Origin of the sequence: Streptomyces sp. NPDC101152 (assembly GCF_044768275.1) — a bacterium.
In the GTDB taxonomy this organism is placed as follows: Bacteria; Actinomycetota; Actinomycetes; order Streptomycetales; family Streptomycetaceae; genus Streptomyces.
This window is the reverse complement of the sequence record NZ_JBIWPO010000030.1, coordinates 18,302-38,672: the sequence shown is the minus strand read 5'-3', so window position 1 is coordinate 38,672 and position 20,371 is coordinate 18,302. Positions and strand designations below refer to the sequence as shown.

14 protein-coding genes and 1 pseudogene are annotated in these 20,371 nt (G+C 71.1%); 6 read left to right on the top strand and 9 right to left on the bottom strand.

The window, feature by feature from the left end; genetic code table 11:
* Positions 1-11: 11 nt before the first annotated feature.
* The 5 genes and pseudogenes from ACIRVK_RS30730 to ACIRVK_RS30710 form a co-directional block, all read right to left on the bottom strand.
* Positions 12-1,121 carry a HoxN/HupN/NixA family nickel/cobalt transporter gene (locus ACIRVK_RS30730; RefSeq protein WP_404252764.1) on the bottom strand — a complete coding sequence of 370 codons (1,110 nt, stop codon included), beginning with the start codon at positions 1,119-1,121 and terminating at the stop codon, positions 12-14.
* A 132-nt stretch (positions 1,122-1,253) separates the two neighbouring features.
* Positions 1,254-2,109, bottom strand: a pseudogene (prcB, locus tag ACIRVK_RS30725) (proteasome subunit beta).
* Between the two features lie 92 nt (positions 2,110-2,201).
* Entirely contained in the window at positions 2,202-3,692 is a 1,491-nt protein-coding gene (locus ACIRVK_RS30720; RefSeq protein WP_404252762.1) for a hypothetical protein, read from the bottom strand.
* Positions 3,693-3,837: 145 nt separating this feature from the next.
* Complete coding sequence (locus tag ACIRVK_RS30715) at positions 3,838-6,183, bottom strand: glycoside hydrolase family 65 protein (protein ID WP_404252760.1); 2,346 nt, start codon at positions 6,181-6,183, stop codon at positions 3,838-3,840.
* The gene (locus ACIRVK_RS30710) at positions 6,180-6,920 is read right to left on the bottom strand and encodes an HAD family hydrolase (protein WP_404252758.1); all 741 of its coding nucleotides are present in this window, start codon (positions 6,918-6,920) and stop codon (positions 6,180-6,182) included. The genes ACIRVK_RS30715 and ACIRVK_RS30710 overlap by 4 nt, the downstream gene beginning before the upstream one ends.
* 128 nt (positions 6,921-7,048) lie before the next feature.
* Between ACIRVK_RS30710 and ACIRVK_RS30705 the strand changes: the two genes are divergently transcribed.
* On the top strand, positions 7,049-7,687 hold the full coding sequence (locus ACIRVK_RS30705) for a nucleoside/nucleotide kinase family protein (protein ID WP_404252756.1): 639 nt from the start codon (positions 7,049-7,051) through the stop codon (positions 7,685-7,687).
* 13 nt (positions 7,688-7,700) lie between these two features.
* On the opposite strand, the gene ACIRVK_RS30700 is transcribed toward ACIRVK_RS30705, so the two are convergent.
* The 4 genes from ACIRVK_RS30700 to ACIRVK_RS30685 all read right to left on the bottom strand — a co-directional run bounded on the left by ACIRVK_RS30700 (position 7,701) and on the right by ACIRVK_RS30685 (position 12,675).
* Positions 7,701-9,419 carry a hypothetical protein gene (locus ACIRVK_RS30700; protein WP_404252754.1) on the bottom strand — a complete coding sequence of 573 codons (1,719 nt, stop codon included), beginning with the start codon at positions 9,417-9,419 and terminating at the stop codon, positions 7,701-7,703.
* A 2-nt stretch (positions 9,420-9,421) separates the two neighbouring features.
* The gene (locus ACIRVK_RS30695; protein WP_404252752.1) at positions 9,422-10,324 is read right to left on the bottom strand and encodes a carbohydrate ABC transporter permease; all 903 of its coding nucleotides are present in this window, start codon (positions 10,322-10,324) and stop codon (positions 9,422-9,424) included.
* Entirely contained in the window at positions 10,321-11,232 is a 912-nt protein-coding gene (locus ACIRVK_RS30690) for a carbohydrate ABC transporter permease (RefSeq protein WP_404252750.1), read from the bottom strand. The genes ACIRVK_RS30695 and ACIRVK_RS30690 overlap by 4 nt, the downstream gene beginning before the upstream one ends.
* Positions 11,233-11,346: 114 nt before the next feature.
* Complete coding sequence (locus ACIRVK_RS30685) at positions 11,347-12,675, bottom strand: extracellular solute-binding protein (protein WP_404252748.1); 1,329 nt, start codon at positions 12,673-12,675, stop codon at positions 11,347-11,349.
* Positions 12,676-12,896: 221 nt separating this feature from the next.
* On the opposite strand from ACIRVK_RS30685, the gene ACIRVK_RS30680 reads away from it, so the two are divergent.
* The 5 genes from ACIRVK_RS30680 (at position 12,897) to ACIRVK_RS30660 (ending at position 20,117) form a co-directional block, all read left to right on the top strand.
* Positions 12,897-14,075 (top strand): ROK family protein, encoded by a 1,179-nt coding sequence (locus ACIRVK_RS30680; protein ID WP_404252746.1) that lies wholly within the window; start codon positions 12,897-12,899, stop codon positions 14,073-14,075.
* A 47-nt stretch (positions 14,076-14,122) separates the two neighbouring features.
* Positions 14,123-15,226 (top strand): Gfo/Idh/MocA family protein, encoded by a 1,104-nt coding sequence (locus tag ACIRVK_RS30675; protein ID WP_404252744.1) that lies wholly within the window; start codon positions 14,123-14,125, stop codon positions 15,224-15,226.
* A 190-nt stretch (positions 15,227-15,416) separates the two neighbouring features.
* On the top strand, positions 15,417-17,327 hold the full coding sequence (locus ACIRVK_RS30670; protein ID WP_404252742.1) for a phosphatase PAP2 family protein: 1,911 nt from the start codon (positions 15,417-15,419) through the stop codon (positions 17,325-17,327).
* Positions 17,328-17,419: 92 nt separating this feature from the next.
* On the top strand, positions 17,420-19,117 hold the full coding sequence (locus tag ACIRVK_RS30665) for an ArnT family glycosyltransferase (protein ID WP_404252740.1): 1,698 nt from the start codon (positions 17,420-17,422) through the stop codon (positions 19,115-19,117).
* A gap of 76 nt (positions 19,118-19,193) precedes the next feature.
* Positions 19,194-20,117, top strand: coding sequence for a MurR/RpiR family transcriptional regulator (locus ACIRVK_RS30660; protein ID WP_404252738.1), 924 nt, complete (start codon positions 19,194-19,196; stop codon positions 20,115-20,117).
* The last annotated feature ends 254 nt before the right edge of the window (positions 20,118-20,371 follow it).

Here is a 20,371-nt window from a genome sequence, read left to right as displayed (position 1 = left end):
CGGCGGCGGGGCTACTCGGCGGGCGCGGGCTGTTCGGCCGGCCGGGCCAGGCCCGCCGTCCACTTCTCCTCGATCCGGCCGAACTTCCACACCAGCAGGGCGACGACCCAGGTGGCGAAGAACAGGCCGACGATCACGAATCCGACGATGTTGAGGTCGAGTCCGGCGACCCAGTCCCAGAAGAAGCCGTGCAGGCCGAGCTTGTCGGCGAGCAGGCCGAGGAGTTCGACGGTGCCGATGAGCAGGGCGACGGCGACCGACAGGCCGGTGATGGTGAGGTTGTAGTAGACCTTGCGGACCGGCTTGGAGAAGGCCCAGCCGTAGGCGAAGTTCATGAACGAGCCGTCGATGGTGTCCAGCAGCGACATACCGGCGGCGAACAGCACGGGCAGGCACAGGATCGCGTACCAGGGCAGGCCCGAGGCCGCGCCCGAGCCGGCCAGCACCAGCAGCGCGATCTCGGTGGCGGTGTCGAAGCCCAGGCCGAAGAGCAGGCCCAGCGGGTACATCTGCCAGGACTTGGTGATCGACCTCATGACGCGGCCCAGCAGGCGGTTCATGAAGCCGCGGTTGTTGAGCTGTTCCTCGAGGGCGGCCTCGTCGAAGTGGCCGTGGCGCATCTGCCGGAAGACCTTCCAGATGCCGGCCAGGATGACGAGGTTGATGGCGGCGATGATGTACAGGAAGGTCCCGGAGACCGTCGTGCCGATCAGGCCGGTGACGTTGTGCAGCTCGGAGTTGTCGTCGCGGACCGGCCCGGCCACCGCCTTCATCCCGAGGGAGAGCAGCAGCGCCAGGACGAAGACGACGCTGGAGTGCCCGAGCGAGAACCAGAACCCGACCGACAGGGGCCGCTTGCCCTCCCCCATCAGCTTGCGGGTGGTGTTGTCGATCGCGGCGATGTGGTCGGCGTCGAAGGCGTGCCGCATGCCCAGGGTGTAGGCGGTGACGCCGATGCCGATGCCGAAGGACTTCTCGCCGATGCTGTAGTGCTGGGGCGCCACGATGCCGACGAGGGTGAACCAGCCGATGACGTGCAGGGCGATCACGAAGGCGGCCATCCCGCCGACCCTGATCCACTCGTCCCGCGTCATGGAGGTGCGGAGGCGGTGCCAGGTCATAGGGGACGTTCCTTCTCTCGGGTGAACGGCAGCTGCGTCAGACTACCTTGTGCCATCATCCCGTACTTGCAAATGGTGTGCACTAAAGGCCGTGACAGCTCTTCACCAGGGAAGGGAAAAGACGGGAAGGCGTCAGGGCATGGCGTTCGGCCCGTCCGGGCGGCCGCGGCGCTGCTCGACCATCTCCCGGCTGAGCTGCTCGGTCTCCGGCTCGGGCAGCCGCTCGAAGCCCTCCTCGGTGATCACCGACACGATGGGGAAGATCCGCCGGTTCACGTCGGGGCCGCCGGTGGCGGAGTCGTCGTCGGCCGCGTCGTAGAGCGCCTGCAGCGCGGCCAGCGCGGCCTCCCGCCGGTCCAGGCCCGGGCGGTAGAGCTTCTTGAGCGCTCCCCGGGGCGTACGGGGATCCGGAGCCGTCGGCGTGGAAGGCCTGCTTCTCGTACAGCCCGCCGGCGACGTCGAAGCTGAAGATGCGGCCCTTGCGGCCCTCCGGCGCCGCGGGGTCGTAGCCGGCCAGGAGCGGTACGACGGCGAGGCCCTGCATGGCCTGGCCGAGGTTCTGCCGGATCATCCCGGCGAGCCGGTTCGCCTTCGCCCGGAGGGTCATGGGGATGCCCTCGATCTTCTCGAAGTGGGCGAGCTCGACCTGGTACAGCTTCACCATGTCGAGGGCGAGTCCGACGGAGCCGGCGAAGGCGACCGCGGTGTGGTCGTCCGCGGGGTGCACCTTCTCCAGGTCGCGCTGCGCGATGAGGTTGCCCATCGTGGCCCGGCGGTCGCCGGCGATCATCACGCCGTCGCGGTAGGCGAGGGCGAGGACGGTGGTGCCGTGCGGGAACCGGTCGGGCGCGGCGCGCACGCCGTCCGGGAAGGGGCGGCGGGTGGGCAGCAGATCGGGGCGGTGGGCGGCCAGGAACTCGGTGAAGGAGGCGCTCCCGGGCGTGAAGAACTCCTGACCCAACCGGCTCTCGCCGTCACTCGCTGCCATGCGTGTCCCCCTCCTGTTCGCGCCGACACCGGACTCCTACCTGAAGCGGCACGCCGGGAAACGCGACCGGCTGACCGCAGCGGCGCGGGACGTCAGCGGGAGCCCGGCACACGCGGGGCCGGGGCGACGTACAAGCGCAGGTCACCGACCCGGTGGGAGCGCCAGCCATGGGCGTAGGCGGGCGGGGGGTCGCTCCTGCCGGTCAGGACCGCGACCGGGATCCGCTCGGCGGTGCGGCGGATGCCGGTGGCCGTGGAATTGGCGTTGTGGCCGCCGGTCGCGGCGGAGGAGCAGCCCGTGTAGTAGGCGATCGGGATGGCGTCGCGGCCGGTGACCAGGCAGGGCGGCCGGACGCCGACGCGGTGCAGTTCGGTGGCTGTGCGGGCCCAGGCGCGGTGGTCGGCGGTCACCCGGTGCACGGCGTGCTCCAGGACGAGGTACTGGACGGCCGCGTGCCCGGCCAGCCCCAGGGCGACCAGGACCAGGGGCAGCGGCCGTGGTCTCCCGTCGGGCGCGGTGACGAGGTGGACGAGTGCGGCCGCGACCGGGATCGCCAGCAGGGCGTACGCGGGGAGCAGGAAACGCGGCGCCGCGTAGCCGATCAGGAAGAGGTACGGGAAGGCCGCCGTGGCCGCGCCGGCCAGCGGCACCGCGATGGGAACCGGGCGCCGGGCCCGGACGGCGAACGCGAGGCCGAGCAGGGCAAGGAGGGGCAGCGCGAACCACCACAGGGTGACGAGCGGGTGCGGATCCGGTCCGGTGCACGGGCGGCACAGTGTCCGTCCGCCCAGGCTGCGCAGTTGGTCGCCGACGGCCAGGTGCCAGCCGAGTCCGCCCTGGATGCGGGAGGCGTCGGACAACCGCTGCCCCAGCCCGCCGTACGACACGTACGCCTCGATCACCCACTCCCCCGCGCCCGCGACGAGCCCCGCCAGCAGCAGGAGCGCCAGCCGCCACCGGCGTGCGGCGAGCAGGAGCAGCGGCCCGACGACCCAGACCGCGTCCATCGGCCGCATCAACGCCATCAGCCCGGCGCCGACCGCCACGCCCCACAGCGCCGAGTGGTCGGCCCGGTCGGCGCGGGCGCGCAGGAAGCAGCCCACGCAGACCAGGGCGCCGACGGCGACCCAGTAGTTGGGCATGGCCTGCGGGCCGTAGAAGAGGGTCACCCACAGGGAGGCGAACAGCGCACCCGCCAGGGCCAGGACGCGGGCCGGGAACAGTCCTCGCCACACGCGCAGGGCCAGGTAGAGGGCGAGGCCCGAGAGGACGGCGAGGTAGACGCGCAGCACGAAGGTGGACGACGTCCACACGGCGGCGGGCGCCACCAGCAGTGAGACGCCGCGGGCGCGGGGCGCGCTGAAGAAGGCCGCCGGAGCCTGCCGGCCGACCTGGCTGACGTACACCACCTCGTCCCAGCCGAGCCCCAGGTCGGGCCGGACGAGGACCAGTTGCGCCAGGGTGAAGCAGCCGGCCACCGCGGCGAGCAGGAGGTCGCCGCGCACGCGCTGCGGCCCAAACGGCATGGTCGACGAAGTGGGCTGCCGGGCACCGGCGACTGCGGATCGCGCGCCGTCGGCCATCGCCCACCTCCCGCCTGCCCGCGGGCCGGCAGAAGGAGCAGCCGAAAGGAACCTCACGGACAAAAGCAACCTAACCCGCCCCGAACGGCACCGCCGTCCGAGGCTGGGCCAGGCGCCTGACGAAGCCCGCCTGCGGTCGAGAGGATCACTGACGGGCGTTGGGGCTGCGATGCGGCGGCTGTTCGGGTGCCGGTACGGAAGGTGCGGGCGGGACGGCACGGACGGCCGGGGCCTCGGCTCGTACCGTCAGCGGGGTCCCATGGTGGCTGATCGTCAGCGGCGGGCCCGACAGCAGCGTGTACGTGGCCTGGTCGGGGCCGATCTCCACGCGCAGCCGGCTCTGCAGGAGCTGGAGGCTGAAGGCGAGGCGGCTGAACCGTTCGGGCAGGCGGGGTGCGAAACACAGGCTCGTGCCGTCGCGGCGCAGTCCGCCGAAGCCGGCGACCAGGGCCGTCCAGGTGCCGGCCAGCGACGCGATGTGCAGCCCGTCGCGGGTGTTGTGCTCCAGGTCCGCCAGGTCCATCAGCGCGGCTTCGGCCGTGTAGTCGTAGGCCAGCCGCAGGTGCCCGGCCTGGGCGGCGATGACGGCCTGGCAGCAGGCGGACAGGGAGGAGTCGCGGACCGTCAGGGGCTCGTAGTAGGCGAAGTTGCGGGCGACGTGCTCCTCGTCGAACCAGGTGCCGCAGGTGTACATCGCCAGCACCAGGTCGGCCTGTTTGATCACCTGCTTGCGGTAGAGGTCGAAGTACGGGAAGTGCAGCATCAGCGGGTACTGGTCGGGGCGGGTGGCGGCGAAGTCCCAGCGCTGGTAGCGGGTGAAGCCCTCGTGCTGCTCGTGCACGCCGAGTTCGTGGTTGTAGGGGATGTGCATGGCCTCGGCGGCGTCGCGCCAGGCGGCGCTCTCCTCGTCGTCGACGCCGAGCTGCGCGGCCCGGTCGGGGTGGCGTTCGCAGGCGTCGGCGGCGGCGAGGAGGTTCGCGCGGGCCATGAGGTTGGTGTACGTGTTGTCGTCGGCGATGGCGCTGTACTCGTCGGGGCCGGTGACGCCGTCGATGTGGAAGGCGCCCCGGTGGTCGTGGTGGCCGAGCGAGCGCCACAACCGGGCCGTCTCCACCAGCAGTTCCGTGCCGGCCTCCCGCTCGAACCGCGTGTCCCCCCGCGCGGCCGTGTAGCGCACGACGGCGTCGGCGATGGCGGCGTTCACGTGGAAGGCCGCCGTGCCGGCCGGCCAGTACGCCGAGCCTTCCGAACCCTCGATGGTGCGCCAGGGGAACGCGGCGCCCCTCAGGCCGAGTTGGGCCGCGCGTTCACGGGCGGCGGGCAGGGTGCTGTGCCGCCAGCGCAGCGCCTCGGCGACCGAGTCGGGCGAGGTGTAGGTGAGCAGGGGCAGGACGAAGGCCTCGGTGTCCCAGAAGGCGTGGCCGTCGTAGCCGGAGCCGGTCAGGCCCTTGGCGGGGATGGCGCGCTGCTCGGCGCGGGCGCCGGCCTGCAGGACGTGGAAAAGGGCGAAGCGGACGGCCTGCTGGATCTCCTCGTCGCCGTCCACCTCGACGTCGGCGCGCGCCCAGAAGTCGTCGAGGTAGTCGCGCTGGTCCTGCAGGAGGCCGTCCCAGCCGCTGTGCCCGGCCGCCGCCAGGGCCGCCTCGACCTGGTCGCTCATCGCCGGCCGCGAGCGGACGGCGGACCAGCCGTGCGCGACCAGTTTCTCCACCCGCAGCCGTTCGCCCGGTTCCAGCACCGAGGTGACGGTCAGCCGGGCCACGTCCACGTTGCTCTCGCTGCGGGTCGTGGTCCGCTCGGGGCCGGTGACGTTGTGGTCGGCGGCCACCGCCACCCGCAGGCCGCTGCGTTTGGTCCGGTGCACCAGGCGCAGCCGGTGGCCGACGGCGACGTCCTCCTCGGCCTCCAGCGGGGACTGCAGCGCCTGGGCGGCGCGGGGGTCGCCGTCGGACCCGGGCAGGCTCTCGTTGGCGACGAGTTCCGACTGGATCACCACGCGGGAACGGCTGTCGACGGCCTCCACCTCGTAGGCGACGGCGGCGACGGCCCGCTGGGTGAGCGAGACCATGCGGGTGGAGCGCACCCGGACGGTGGACCCGGCCGGCGACGTCCATTCGCAGGTCCGCTCCAGCACGCCCCGGCGCAGATCGAGGACCCGCTCGTGGGAGACGAGCCGCCCGTAGCGCAGGTCGAAGGGCTCGTCGTCGACCAGCAGGCGCAGCAGCTTGCCGTTGGTGACGTTGATGACGGTCTGGCCGGACTCCGGGTAGCCGTAGCCGGCCTCCGCGTAGGGCAGCGGGTGCACTTCGTGGACGCCGCCCAGGTAACTGCCGGGCAGGCCGTGCGGTTCGCCCTCGTCGAGGTTGCCGCGCCAGCCGACATGGCCGTTGGAGAGCGCGAACACCGACTCGCTCTGGGCGAGGACGTCCAGGTCGAGGCGGGTTTCGCGGACGGCCCAGGGTTCGACGGTGTAGGAGAGGTGGGTGATCACGCCCCGCCTCCCAGTTCGGCGAGGTCCTTGACGACGACGTCCGCACCGTGTGCCGACAGCGCCTCGGCCTGTCCGACGCGGTCGACCCCCACGACGTAGCCGAAGTGGCCGGAGCGGCCCGCGTCCATGCCGGCCAGCGCGTCCTCGAAGACGGCGGCGTGGGCGGGTTCGATCCCGAGGTCATGGGCGGCCGCGAGGAAGGTGTCGGGGTGCGGCTTGCCCGGCAGCTTCCGCTCGGCTGCCACGACGCCGTCGATGCGGACGTCGAAGAGGCGTTCGGCGTCGATGGACCGCAGCACGTCGACGGTGTTGGCGCTGGAGGAGACGATCGCGGTGCGCAGGCCGTGCGCGCGCACGGCGTCGATGTAGCGCAGCGTGCCGTCGTAGGCCTCGACTCCTTCGGTGCGGATCTTCTCCAGGACCAGGGCGTTCTTGCGGTTGCCGACCCCGTTCACCGTCTGGGCGTCCGGTGGGTCGCCGGGGTCCCCCTCGGGCAGTTCGATGCCGCGGGAGGCGAGGAAGGTGCGTACGCCGTCGGCGCGCGGGCGGCCGTCCACGTACTCGTCGTAGTCGGTGACCGCGTCGAAGGGCCGGAAGCCCTCGCCGTCTCGTTCGCGCAGGAAGGCGTCGAACGTCTCCTTCCAGGCGGCCGCGTGCACCACGGCCGTCTTGGTGACGACCCCGTCGAGATCGAAGAGACAGGCCTGGATGGTTTCGGGGAGACCGAGCTTCGTCATACCGGTTCGGTTCCCCTCCAGGTGCCATCCACATCGTGGCGCACGCCACACGGGTCAACGTCCGGGCTCTCCAGGGGCACGGCAGCCCGGGAGCCGGACGGTGCCGGTCGGGTGACACACTCTGCTGTGTGCCCCCGACCTTCGACGACCTGCTCGCCCGCGCCCGCGCCCTCACCGCCCCCGGCCGGCGCGCGATCCTCGGTGTCACCGGCCCTCCCGGAGCGGGCAAGACGACGCTGGCCGAGCGGCTGGTGCGGGAGTTGAACGGGTCCCGACGGCCGTGGGTGGCGCACGTGCCGATGGACGGCTTCCATCTCGCGGACGTCGAACTGGACCGGCTCGGCCTGCGGCACCGCAAGGGCGCGCCGGAGACCTTCGACGCGGCGGGCTACGCGGCGCTGCTGCGGCGCTTGCACGACGAGACGGAGGGCGACGGCATCGTCTACGCGCCCGGTTTCGAGCGGGTGCTGGAGCAGCCGATCGCGGGTGCCGTCCCGGTGCCGGCGACGGCCCGGCTGGTCGTCACGGAGGGCAACTACCTGTTGCTGGACACCGGCGCGTGGAAGCGGGTGCGCGAACAACTGGACGAGGTCTGGTTCTGCGGGCTCGACGAGGACGAGCGCATCCGCCGTCTGGTGGCCCGGCACGAGGAGTTCGGCAAGGGCCACCAGGAGGCGGTGGACTGGGTGCTCGGCACCGATCAGCGCAACGCCGACCTGGTGGCGTCGACCCGCGAGCGGGCCGACCTGGTGGTGTCCTGCGGCTGAGGCGTCGTCGCGATCACCCGGCAGGCGCGGGCCGGTGGGCACGCAGCGCGAGGGTCAGCGTGTGCGGGCCCTGTCCTCCGAGGTAGACGCGGTTGCCGGTCGTCGCGTCGGTGCCGCCGACCACGGTGTGGTCCTGGCCGGGGTCGTACCGCAGGATCTCGCTCCGGTCCGGCCCGGCGAGCGGCTCCCCGGCCTTGACGGCCACCTCGACCCGGATCTCGTCGTCGCCGACCCGGTAGGTCAGCGGCCCGGACGTCAGGCACCAGCGTCCCTCGCCGATCGGTACGGCGCCCTCCGGCACCCCGCCCGGGCGGAAGGTCAGTTCGAGGGCCCAGGGCACGCGTGGTCCGCTGATGTCGATCAGCAGGTCGGCACCATCCTCCCGCAGGTCCGCCTCGACGCGGGTCGTCTGCGAGACCTCGTCGCGAGGCCGGTCCGCGAAGGCCATGGCGGCCGAGAAGCGTCCGTCGTCCGCCAGCCGGTAATCGCCGTTGTCCCGGCGCAACTCCGGCGGGAGCGGCTGGTAGTAGGCGGCCGAGAGGGTTTCGGTGAGCTCGTAGCTGTTGCCGGCGAGCCTGCGCATGTCGGCGGCCCGGAAGGGGCCCAGGTCGAAGAAGTCCCGCGAGAGGCGGACCGCGTCGAGGACGGCGTCCCCGGCGAACAGGCGCAGGAAGGTGGGGTTGCAGGCGAGGCCTGAGCGGATGCGCCGGTGCCGGGGCACGTCGGAGCCGCCGTAGACCACCGTGTGCGCGGTGGCGGAGGCCCGTGAGGCGAGGCGCGCGCCGGCGAGGTACCGGTCGCGAGGCAGGGTCGGCTCGGCCGGGGCGGGCAGCGCCTGGCCCAGCTCGGGGGTGAGGAGGGTCTGGGCGAGCAGGTCGGGGTCGTCGATTCCGGAGGCGGCCGCCAGCCGTGCCGCCCGACTGAAGTCGCCCCGGCCGGTACGGACCGCGAGCAGCCGGTAGTGCGGCAGGTAGGGCGCCAGCGGGAACGGGCCGTGCTGGTCCTGCCGTCGCGAGTGGACGGTCTCCACCGTGCCGTCCGGCCTGATGAGGTCAAGGGTCGTGGCGAGGTTGCGTTCGACGGCGTCCCGCAGGCCGGCGCGTCCGAGGACCTCGGCCAGCAGGAGGAGCGACGGGTTGGACACGTGGGCCGCGTAGTTGGCGCTGCGTTCCGAGTAGAGGCCCTCCGCGTCGATGTCGACGCCCTCGGCGAGCCATTGCTCGACGCGGGCGAGGAGCCGGTCGTCGGGGAAGGACCGGTGCAGCCGGGCCAGGGCCGCGCTCAGCTCCCAGCGGTGGTTCGGGGTGTGCACCCCGCCGGTCAGGAGACTGCCGGAGGCGGCATGGGCGATCTCGGCGAGCGCGGCCGTGACCTCGCGCAGCTCCGGCCCCCCGTCGGCGGCCAGGACGTGCGCGTCGCACACGTCGTTGACGGTGAACGCGGAGTCCGGAGGTGACTGCACGTTGTCGCCGCCGGCGAAGAGACCGGTGGCTGTCTGCGCGTCCCGCAGGGCGCTCAGGTGGGTCCTCGCGGCGGCGACGGCCCGCGCACTGCCGTGCAGGGCCGACTCCGGTGAGCGGTACGCCGCGACGAGCGTCTTCACCCGGCGGGCCAGGACGCGGTGGGTCACCCCGGCGGGGTGTTCGTCGGGGGCGGCCGCCAGCGGGGCGGTCAGTGCGTCGGCGGCGCGGGCCGCGGCGCGGACGAAGTCGTGGTCCAGCGGGGAGGGCACGGTCAGTCCTTCAGTCCGGCATTGATGTCGGCGTTCATGACGTAACGCTGGAAGACCAGGAAGATGACGATCAGCGGGATGATCGAGATGACCGATGCGCCGAGCAGTACCGACCAGTTGATGTTCTGCGCCCCGACGATGCTCTGGATGCCGATCTGCACGGTGAACTTGCTGGGGTCGTTGAGCATCAGCAGCGGCCAGATGTAGTCGTTCCACCGCCACTGGAAGGACAGGATGGCGAGGGTCAGCATGATGGGCCGGGAGACCGGCACCATGATCCGCAGGAAGATCGACAGTTCGCGGGCGCCGTCGATGCGTGCGGCTTCCACCAGTTCGTCGGGGACCGTCAGGAAGAACTGACGGAACATGAAGCATCCGGTCGCGGTGAGCACCGCCGGGAAGATGATGCCGGCGAACGAGTTGTAGAGGCCGAGGTTGCGGACCACCAGGAACTCCGGGGCGAGCATGACCTCGCCCGGCAGCATCGTGGTGGCCAGGATGCAGAGAAAGAACGCCTTGAGCCACTTGTTGTCGTACTTGGCCAGCGCATACCCGGTGCAGCAGCTGACTCCCACCGTGAGGATCGTCGTGATCACGCACACGATGGTCGTGTTGATGAAGTACTGGGAGAAGTTGGCACTGCGCCACGCCGTCAGGTAGCCCGACAGGGTGGGGTGGTGCGGAACCAGCGTCAGCGGATAGGAGAACAGGTCGCTGGCCGGCTTGAGGGAGCTGAGGATGAACCAGAGCACCGGCAGCCCGTAGAGGCACGCGAGGATCCACAGCAGTGTCGTCGCGGACACCGCCTGCCGGATCCCGCCTCTTGCCACGCCGCCGGGCCGCTTCCTGGAAACGGCCCGTCCGGGAACGGCGTCGACCTTGCGGGGCATGTCTGTGGTTGTCATCGGTTCTCCACCCGCCGGTTGACGATCAGCTGGATGATCGCGACGGCCATCAGGATGAGCATGAGCACGAACGACGCGGCGCTCGCGTAGCCGATCTGGCCCCGTTGGAAGCCGGTCTGGTAGATGTACTGGACCAGCAGGTTGTTCGACGTTCCGGGTCCGCCGTTGTTGAGGGCGACGAACACCGGGTATTCCTTCATCGCGTTGAGCGTGTTGAGCAGGATGACGATGAACGAGGTGGGTGCGATGCTCGGCAGTGTGATACTGAAGAACTGGCGCCATGGTCCGGCGCCGTCGAGCGCGGCCGCCTCGTAGTACGACACGGGTACGTTCTTGATCGCCGCGATGAACAGCAGCATCGTGAAACCGGTCCACATCCAGGCCGCCGCCATCACCACCACCAGCAGCGACAGGTCCGCGTTCGACTGCCACGAAACGGCGTGCCAGCCGAGCTTCTCGATGACGTAGTTGACCAGTCCGAAGTTCTCACCGAACAGCCACCGCCACAGGACGCCCACGACGATGGGCGACAGAAGCCATGGGATGAAGAAGATGACGCGCGCGACCGATGCGCCCTTGGCATGCTTGCTCACCACCAGGTTGGCGGCGAGCAGCGAGACCGCGAAGTTCAGGGGTACGAAGAGCACCGTGTACAGCAGCGTCCGGGTCAGCGCGTCGTAGAAGGTGGAGTCCCCGAACAGGGTGCGGTAGTTGTCCAGTCCGACGAACTGGAACGCGCCCACGCCCGTGTAGTTCGTGAAGGAGTAGACGAGCCCGATCACCGCAGGCCACACGAAGAACAGCGCGAAGAGCACGACATTGGTCGCGATGAGCACGAGCGGCGCGACCGTGTACTTGCTGCGTCTCCTGGGCGGGCTCGCGGACACGTCCGAGGCGCGTTTTGTCATCTTCCTGACTCCGTGCTGGTGGAATGGATTGCTGGGGGCTCACGCCATGAGCCCGGCATCATGATGCGCCGGGGCCGGGCGGCGGTGTCTCCACCCGCCGCCCGGCCCGCTCGCCTAGGATCCGCCGCCGACCTGCTGGTTGTAGCCGGCCACGATGTTCTCCAGTGCCTTGTCGGAGGACTGCTGCCCGTTGATCGCCTTGCCGAGCTCCGTCTTGGTCGGGTCGGTGGTGAGGCTCTTGCCCTTCAGCACCCACTCCGTCTGTGCGCCGTTGAAGTAGCCCGAGATCGGGGCGTAGAGCGGGATCTCCTGGTTGTACAGCTTGAACGCCGCCTGCGCCGCAGGGGAGGTGAAGGGGTACTTCGGGGTCAGGCCGCTCTCGACCGGGAGGAACCCGGAGCTCTCGACCAGCTCGGTGTACTGCTTCGGGTCGTACATCCAGGTCAGGAACTTCGTCGCGGCGGTGGCCGCGGCGCCGTTGTTGTTGAAGCCCACCACCAGGCCGCCGCTGTTGACGTCACTGGCCTGCACCGGCTGGGCGGGAGTCGGGACGCTCGCCCACTCGAACTTCTTGATGCTGTCCGCGAAGGCGGGCACCTGCCACACGCCGGACCAGTAGGCGACGACGTCACCGCTCTGGAACATGGCCGACGGGTCGGCGCCGCTGGTCCACACCGACTTCGGCATGATCTTGTCGTCGTTCCAGCCGACGAAGGTGTTCACGGCCTTCTTGGTGGCGTCGTCCACCGAGAACTTGCCGGAGGAGTCCGCGTGGACGTACTTGCCGCCCATCTCGTACACCATGGCGCGCAGCCGCGACGGCGACTGGTCGAAGGCCAGGGAGTACTTGGCGCCGGTCTTCTCGCGGACCTTGTTGGCCGCCGCGATGAAGTCGGTCCAGGTCCAGGTCTTGTCGGGCGAGGCCGGGAAGGAGACCTTGGCCTTGTCGAACAGCGACTTGTTGATGAAGAGGCCGGACGCGGTGACGTCCGAGGGGATCGCCAGCACCTTCCCTGACGAGTCCTTGGCGAGGAAGTTGCTGTTGATGTTGTAGCTCTTGTTGTTCGCGATGGAGGCGAGGTCGAGCAGCTTGTTCGACCAGATGGGGTCCAGCGAGGGCACGGAGGCGACGTCGGGCAGGGAGTTGGCCTGCGCGGCGTTGTGCAGCTTGGTCGTGTAACCGTCGTAGGGGATGTTGACGAGCTTGACGGTGACGCCGGCTTCCTTCTTGTACTGCGCCACCAGCTTCTTGTAGCCCGCGTCCTGCCCCGGGACCGTGGAGATCCAGAGCGTCAGCGACTTGGAGTTGCCGCCCGAACCGGACCCCGACCCGCAGGCGGAGAGCAGAAGGGCACCTGCAGCCGCCGCGGCAGCGAGGGGAACCACGCGGCGTATGCCGCCGCGGCCGAGTCCGCGGGAGCGCCGCACACCCACATTGGTCATCTTCGAACCCTTTTCTTCGGAGCGGACGGAGCACGGCGCCGGCCGCTGGAGTAGCAGGTCCCCGTTTCCTATCACTGTGATGGAATACCCACAAGGGTTATCGCATCATGTTGCTGATCCGGAACCCTTGGCACAACACAGGAGGCTGGTAAGGTCCAGAAAGCCAGGACACGCATGCGGACGGGACTTATCCTCAGTCCGATGGATTATGGGGGAGGGCCGTGAAGCAACGGGCGCCGCGTACAGCGACAACTCGGCATGTCACCGAGATCAACCGGACCGCGATACTAGACGTCCTCCGGGAGCACGGACCACTCTCCCGGCGTGACATCCAGCAGCGCACGGGGCTCGGCTCGGCGACCATCGAGCGGCTGTGTTCGGCCCTCCTGGAGGAGGGCGCCGTGGAACCCGCGGGCCAGGTGCGCTCGTCGGTCGGCCGGCCCTCCATGCTGCTGCGCTTCGCCTCGTCGGCGCGCGCCATCATGGCCGTCGACGTCACCGAGTACACCGCCCGCGGCCGCCTGGTCGACCTCGGCGGAAGCACCCTGTACGAGGAGAGCCACACCTTCGCCCTCGACGGCCAGGACGCGGGCGCCGCCCGCATCGACGGGCTGCTGGGCCTCGTCGACCGGCTGACCTCGCCCGGAACCGGCGTGACGGCCCCGATCGTCGCCGTCGGCATCACCGTTCCCGGCATCGTGCACGACGGGGTGGTGTCCAAGGCGGTCGAGCTGGACTGGCAGGAGGTGCCGCTCGCCGACATCGTCTCGGCCCGCAGCGGGCTGCCGATCCTCGTCGAGAACGACGCCAACGCGACGGCTTACGGCGAGTGGAGCAGCGGCGCCCTCGCGAACGCGCACAGTGCCGTCGCGCTGGTGCTCGGCGCCAGACTCGGCGCAGGCATCATCAACGAGGCGCGCCTGCACCGGGGGCACCGGTCGGCGGCGGGCGAGATCGGTTTCCTGCTGACGTCGAGCGCGTCCTTCTCGCGCTACTTCACGGAACAGGGCGACGTCGAGTCGACCCTGGCGGCGCAGGTGCAGCCGTTCGCCGCCCGGGAGGGCCTGCACGGCAAGCGCATCGGCCCCGCGTTCCGCGCGATGATGGCCCGCTGCCGGGCGGGCGACGCCGACGCCGAGCGGGCCCGCGACGAGTTCTTCGACTCCATCGCCCTCGCCCTCGTCGCCACCTCCGTCGTGCTCTCGCCCCAGGTCATCGCGCTCGCCGGCGCGTTCGCCCAGTACAGCGAGGAGTCCGCCGAGCAGCTGACCAGGCGCCTCGTCGGCCGCATCCCCTGGGTGCCGCGCATCGCGGTGAGCGAGCTGGGCTTCGACGCGGCGATCACCGGGGTGAGCGCCCTGACGATCGAGCACGCCCGCTCCGCGACCTACCTCGCATGAGCCGCCCTCCAACCCCCCACAAGCCCGAACCCGACGGAGCACGCGTGATGGACGAAGAGATACGGATAGCGGTCGTGGGCACCGGCGACGTCGCCATGGACCACGCGGCCGCGCTGACCGCCCCGGGCCCGGTCCCCGCGAGGATCGTGGCCGCGGCGGACACCGACCGGACCCGGCTGGAGGCGTTCCTGGCCAAGCACGGCACACCGGACGGCTACGACGACCTCGACGTGCTGCTGGAGCGTGCCCGCCCGGACCTGGTGTATCTCTGCACGCCCCCGGGTCTCCACCGCGACCAGGCGCTGGTCTGTCTGCGTTCGGGGGCCAGTGTGCTCGTGGAGAAGCCCCCCGCGCTGTCACTCAAGGAGTTCGACGAGATCGCCGCCGCCGCGAGCGGCCCGCCGTGGTTCGCGACCGTCTTCCAGCACCGTTTCGGCCGCGGCCAGTCCGCGCTCAAGTCCCTGGCCGCCTCGGGAGTGCTGGGCCGCCCGCTGCTGGCGGTCTGCCACACCACGTGGTTCCGCGACCAGAACTACTTCGACGTGCCCTGGCGGGGCCGCTGGGACACCGAGGGCGGCGGGCCCACGATGGGGCTCGGCATCCACCAGATGGACATGATGCTCGACGTGCTCGGCGACTGGACCGAGCTGCAGGCCGTCACCCGGACGCAGGCCCGCCGCACCGAGACCGAGGACGTCTCGATGGCGCACGTGACCTTCGCGAACGGCGCCGTGGCCTCGGTGGTCAACAGCTCCCTCTCGCCGCGCCAGGAGTCGTACCTGCGCTACGACTTCGAGTACGCCACCGTCGAGGTGACGCACCTGTACGGGTACCGGGACGAGGACTGGCGAGTGACCCCGGCACCGGGGCACGACCATGTGCTCGCCGAGTGGAAGGACGCCATGGACGGCGCGGCGGACGGTGCGGCCGCCGGGAACTCCCGCAGCGGGCACTGGGCGCAGTTCGCGAAGGTGCTGTCCAGTCTGCGTGAGGGCACCCCGCCGCCCGTGCCGCTCGCCGAGTCCCGGCGCACGCTCTCCCTGGTCGCCGCCCTCTACGCCTCGGGTGCGGCGGGCCGGCCGGTGAAGCCCTCGGACGTCTCTCCCGGCACCCCGTTCTACGACAGCATGGGCGGCCGGCGCTCCGGCTGACCGCGCGTTCACCCGCAGGACAGGTCCCGGTCGCACGAGCCTCGCCACCGGGACACGCACCGCCCGTAGATCTTCGCACGACGTACCGGTCGACTCCCGCGGCTCATGTGCCGTGCACGAGTCCCCCGCGAGCGCACGCCATGTCACCCCCTTCGGCCGCACGGCCGCAGAACTGAAGAGAGGCACACGCATGCCGTCATCTGCCGGGCACCGCTCTTTCTCCGTCGGCAGACGGGGTTTCCTCAAGACCTCCCTGGGCGCCTCGGCCGGTGTGCTGGCCGCGCCGACCTTCGCCTCCTGGATGGCCGCCGCGGACGCCAAGGCCGCCACCGTCCCCGCCGCGTTCGTCGACGACTACCGGACCAATCTCCCGACGAACCTGACGCCGGAGACCAACGCGGTCGTCCGGATCCTCGGGGGCTTCGCGCAGGTGTGGAAGACGGGCGGCGCCTGGAACACCGGAACGCCCCTGCGGCCCGACGTGCTGCGCGCCAACGTGCGGTACTCCGTCCGCGTCACCGGTGCCCGCACGGACGCGCAGGCCAAGGAGGCGTTCCTCTACGACCGCCAGCACCAGAGCTACGCGATGATCGCGGGCCTGGGTCCGCTGGCCGACCTGTACCGGACCGGCGCCAAGGCGGTCACCTCGATCACCAGCGCCCCCGACGGCACCCCGGCGACCAAGATCGACGACGCCGTGCCCGCCGACGCCCCGGCCGGCTCCGCGCTCGGCGCGGGCTCGCACGACTCCGCGCTCGGCAAGGTGGCCGAATTGGTGGACACGCTGCGCGGCAACTGGGCGTCGGGCAACCCCTCCAAGTACGCCTACCAGTACCCGCGGCCGTGGCGCATGAACGAGGACAGCCAGGTCGTCGACACCGGGAAGACCGACGCCCTCGGGTACCCGGTGTACGAGTCCGACGTGGTCGTCGCGCCCCAGCTTCTGCGCCAGCGCAGCACCTCCCCCACGGACGACGGCGGCTTCCCCAGCGGCCACACCAACGCCTTCCACCTGGCCGGCCTGGCCTACGCCTACGCCGTGCCCGAGCGGTTCCAGGAGCTGGTGACGCGGGCCTTCGAGCTCGGCCACACCCGGATCGTGGCCGGCATGCACTCCACGGTCGACGTCATCGGCGGCCGCATCATGGCCACCGCCCTGGCCGCCGCCACCCTGGCCGACCCGGCGAACGCCGGTCTCAAGGCCGCCGCCCGCGCCCAGGCGCTGGCCTACTTCACGCAGAAGACCGGCACGACCCCCGACACCCTCTTCGCCTACGCGCACTCGGACGCCTCCGACGCCTACGCCGACCGGGACGCCAACGCCTGCGCGGTCGAGTCCCGGCTGACGTACGTGCTCACCCGCCGGGGCCGCAGCGTTCCGCTGACCGTGCCCAAGGGCGCGGAGGTGCTGCTGGAGACGCGGCTGCCCTACCTGGACGCCGAGCAGCGCCGTGAGGTGCTGCGGACGACCGCGTTGCCCTCCGGGTACGTGCTGCTGGACGGCTTCGAGCAGTGGGGGCGGCTGAACCTTTTCGCCGCCGCCGACGGCTACGGCGCCTTCGACTCCGACGTGACCGTGACGCTGGACGCGGCGGCGGGCGGCTTCGGCGCGGCCGACAGCTGGCGCAACGACATCGACGGCGACGGCGGACTGACCAAGCAGGGCACCGGCACGCTCACCCTGACCGGCCACAACAGGTACACCGGCGGCACCGTGGTGAAGGGCGGCACGCTGGTCGCCGGCTCGTCCCACGCGCTGGGCCATGGGAACGTGCGGGTGTGCGGCGGCACGCTGCGGGTGCAGCGGGGCGTGCAGGTGCACGGTGTGTACGCCCAGGAGTCCTCGGTGCTGGAGCTGTCGCTGCGCTCCGGCCACGAGCCCGCCCTGGAGGTGACGCGCCGGGCGCTGCTGGGTGCGGGCAGCGTGTTGTCGCTGCGGCTCGACGCCGACCGGCCGCCGGCCGCGGGCCGCACGGTGCGGGTCCTGTCCGCTGCCGCGCTGCGTGGCCAGTTCGACCGCGTGGAGCTGAACTCCGACCGGCTGCGGGCCGTACCCGTCTACACGACGGAAGGTCTGTCGGTACGACTCCTGAAGCGGTGACGCCCGGGGGCGGGAGCTGATGCGACAGTAGGGCCCATGAGAAGGGCCCGGATCGCTCCCGCCCGCCCGCGGTCCCTGTCACGGCGGGGCGGATGATGGCGCGCGAACAGCACTCGGTCCTCGATCCCGGGACCCCCGACGGCGAGGCACGGCCCCCGTACCCGGTGACGGCCGCCCCGCCGCCCGGCCGAACCTGGCGGCGGTGGCTGCCGCCGCTCCTGGTGGTCGTGCTGCTCGCGCAGATGGCCGCCGCGATGGTCACCACGGCCGTGCAGCAGACGCCGACGATCGACGAGCCGATCTACGTCGCCACGGCCGCCGACTACCTGCACGAGCACCGCGTCCGGTTCAACCCCGAGCACCCGCCGCTCGGCAAGCTGGTCGTCGCCGCCGGGGTGGCGGTCGCCGACCCGCGTCTGGACACCTCCTCCAAGGGCGACCAGAGCCGGTTCGCCCAGCATCTGCTGTACGGCTCCGGGAACGACCCGTGGCGGCTGATGTTCTGGGCCCGGCTGCCGGTGATCGTGCTGACGCTGCTGTTCGGGCTCGTGGTGTTCGCCTTCGCCCGTGAACTGGCGGGCGCTGCGGCCGGGTTGGCGGCTCTGGCCCTGTACGCCTTCTCCCCCGACCTCATCGCCCACGGCTCGCTGGCCACGCTGGACGTGCCGGCGGCGGGGTTCGTGCTGACCTCGGCCTGGCTGCTGTGGCGCTCCCGCCGACGGCCCCGGCTGTACGTCCCCCTGGCCGGGCTGGCCCTCGGGGCGGGGCTGGCGACGAAGATGAGCGTGCTCCCGGTGGTTCCCGTACTGGTGGGGTTGGCCGCCTGGGCGGTCTGGCGACCGGGGGCCGCGGACCGGCGCCGCGCGCTGGTGCGCTCGCTCGGAGCGGCCGCCCTCGTCGCGGTGGCCGCCGTGGCCGTCGTATGGGCGTCGTACCTCGCGGTCGATCCTCGGCTGCGGTGGTCGGCGGCCGGGCAGCAGGTGCCCGCCGTGCACGGGGTCAAGGGGCTGCTGGTGCAGCTGATGCCGGTCCCCGAGTCGTACCGGGACGGGATGCGCATCCAGTTCGGGCTGGAGAAGTACCCGTGGCAGGGCTTCCTGTTCGGGCATCTGTACACCGGGTCCCGCTGGTACTACCTGCCGGCCGCGCTGCTGGTGAAGACGCCGCTCGGCATGCTCGCCCTGTGGACGGCAGGTGCCGTCGCGGTGGTGGCGGTACGACGGCTGCGGCCCGCGGCGCCGTACGTGCTGCTGCCGGCGGCCGTGCTGCTGGCCGCGGCGATGACCGGGTCGCGGGACTTCGGAACCCGGTACGCGATCTTCGTGCCGATGTTCCTGGCGGTCGCGGCGGGCTGCGTGCTCGTCAACCGATGGCGCTGGGCGCCGCTCGCGACGGGGGCACTGGTGCTGTTCGTCGCGGTCAGCTCGCTGCGGACGTTCCCCTACTACCTCCCGTACTCCAACGAGGCGTTCGGCGGCCCGTCGAAGACCTACCTGCGGCTGCACGACTCCAACGTCGACTGGGGCCAGGATCTCGGGCGGCTCGCCGACCGGCTGCGCGAGCGCTACCGGGGCGAGCGGGTGTGGCTGGTGTACAAGGGCAGCGGTGTGCCGTCGTACTACGGAATCGACGCGGCCGATCCGCGCGAGGTGCCGGCCCGTCAGGTGCACGGTCTGCTCGTCGTGTCGGACACGGCGGTCGACAAGGCGCGCGGGCGGCTGGCCGCGCTGATCAAGAGCAGTCGTCCGGTGGACGAGGTCGGTCGTTCGATCACCATCTACCGCCGCTGAGGCACCTGTACAAGCCCTGGTCACGACGGTGTGTGAGCTATGTTGAAGCACTGTGGGAGACAAAGGAGGCGCACCGGTGCCATCGCCGCAGCAGGCACGCGCACAGGCATCCGCCATCACTTCGGGCAAAACGGCTCCGGAGGCCGAGGCAGCCCCGGCCTCCCAGCTCAGGAACCTCTTCGACCGGCCCCGGCTCTCCCCGGGCCAGCGGCGCATCGCCCAGTACCTGATCGAGCACATCACGGAGGCGGCGTTCCTGTCGATCACCGATCTCGCCGAGCGCGTCGGCGTGAGCCAGCCCTCGGTGACCCGGTTCGCCGCCGCCGTCGGCTTCAGCGGCTACCCGGCGCTGCGCGAGAAGCTGCAGTCGATCGCCCTCGGCACGCTGGCCGGCGGACCGGGAGCGACCGAGGAGAACGGCAGCAACGAACTCCAGGCGGCGGTCGACGCGGAGATCGAGAACCTGGAGAACCTGCGGCGCGACTTCGCCGACCCCGACCAACTGATCGAAGCGGGCCGCAAGTTGTCCGCGTCCACCCCGCTGACCGTGCTCGGGCTGCGGATCTCGGTGTCGCTCGCCGAGTACTTCGCGTACGCCGCCCGCCGCATCCATCCCGACGTGCGGCTGGTGACCCGGGGCGGCAGCGTCGCCTACGACGCACTGCTGCAGTCCCGTGAGGCGGGCGGCACCTGGGTGCTGGCGTTCTCGATGCCCCGGCACGCCCAGGAGACGCTGACGGCGGTCCAGGTCGCGCGCAGCGCCGGTCTGAAGGTGGCCCTGGTGACCGATCTGGCGCTCGGGCCGGTGGCCGACGAGGCGGACGTCGTCTTCGCCACCGGCACCGGATCCCGCCTGGTCTTCGACTCCTACGCGGCGCCCGGCGTGATCGCCGCCGCGCTGCTGCAGGCCATGACCGACGCCGACCCGGAGCGCACCCAGGCCCGGCTCGAGGAGTACGAACAGATCTCCGACCAGCACCAGTTCTTCCTGCGGGAATGACCCCACCCGTAACCTTCGGTAACACCTTCCCCACGCGCCGTTCCGAATTACAAAGGGACCTTTCGGAACAAATCGCGCATGAATGTTTTCATACGCCTTGCAAACGGGACGGCATATATAAATACTTCTCACGCGTCACCCGGACATTCGCAGCCGCCGTCTCCTACCCGCGTCGGCGCCGCGGGCATCCGGGCGGGCCTCGTCCGTGCGAGTGCCCGTGGTGGTCCCGGTCATCCCCTAGGCCGGGGCCGCCC

Coding starts and splice junctions, on each gene's coding strand:
- ACIRVK_RS30730 (WP_404252764.1), bottom strand. CDS start 1,121: ATGACCTGGCACCGCCTCCGCACCTCCATGACGCGGGACGAGTGGATC.
- ACIRVK_RS30720 (WP_404252762.1), bottom strand. CDS start 3,692: ATGGCCGACGGCGCGCGATCCGCAGTCGCCGGTGCCCGGCAGCCCACT.
- ACIRVK_RS30710 (WP_404252758.1), bottom strand. CDS start 6,920: ATGACGAAGCTCGGTCTCCCCGAAACCATCCAGGCCTGTCTCTTCGAT.
- ACIRVK_RS30695 (WP_404252752.1), bottom strand. CDS start 10,324: ATGACAACCACAGACATGCCCCGCAAGGTCGACGCCGTTCCCGGACGG.
- ACIRVK_RS30690 (WP_404252750.1), bottom strand. CDS start 11,232: ATGACAAAACGCGCCTCGGACGTGTCCGCGAGCCCGCCCAGGAGACGC.
- ACIRVK_RS30685 (WP_404252748.1), bottom strand. CDS start 12,675: ATGACCAATGTGGGTGTGCGGCGCTCCCGCGGACTCGGCCGCGGCGGC.
- ACIRVK_RS30675 (WP_404252744.1), top strand. CDS start 14,123: ATGGACGAAGAGATACGGATAGCGGTCGTGGGCACCGGCGACGTCGCC.
- ACIRVK_RS30670 (WP_404252742.1), top strand. CDS start 15,417: ATGCCGTCATCTGCCGGGCACCGCTCTTTCTCCGTCGGCAGACGGGGT.
- ACIRVK_RS30665 (WP_404252740.1), top strand. CDS start 17,420: ATGATGGCGCGCGAACAGCACTCGGTCCTCGATCCCGGGACCCCCGAC.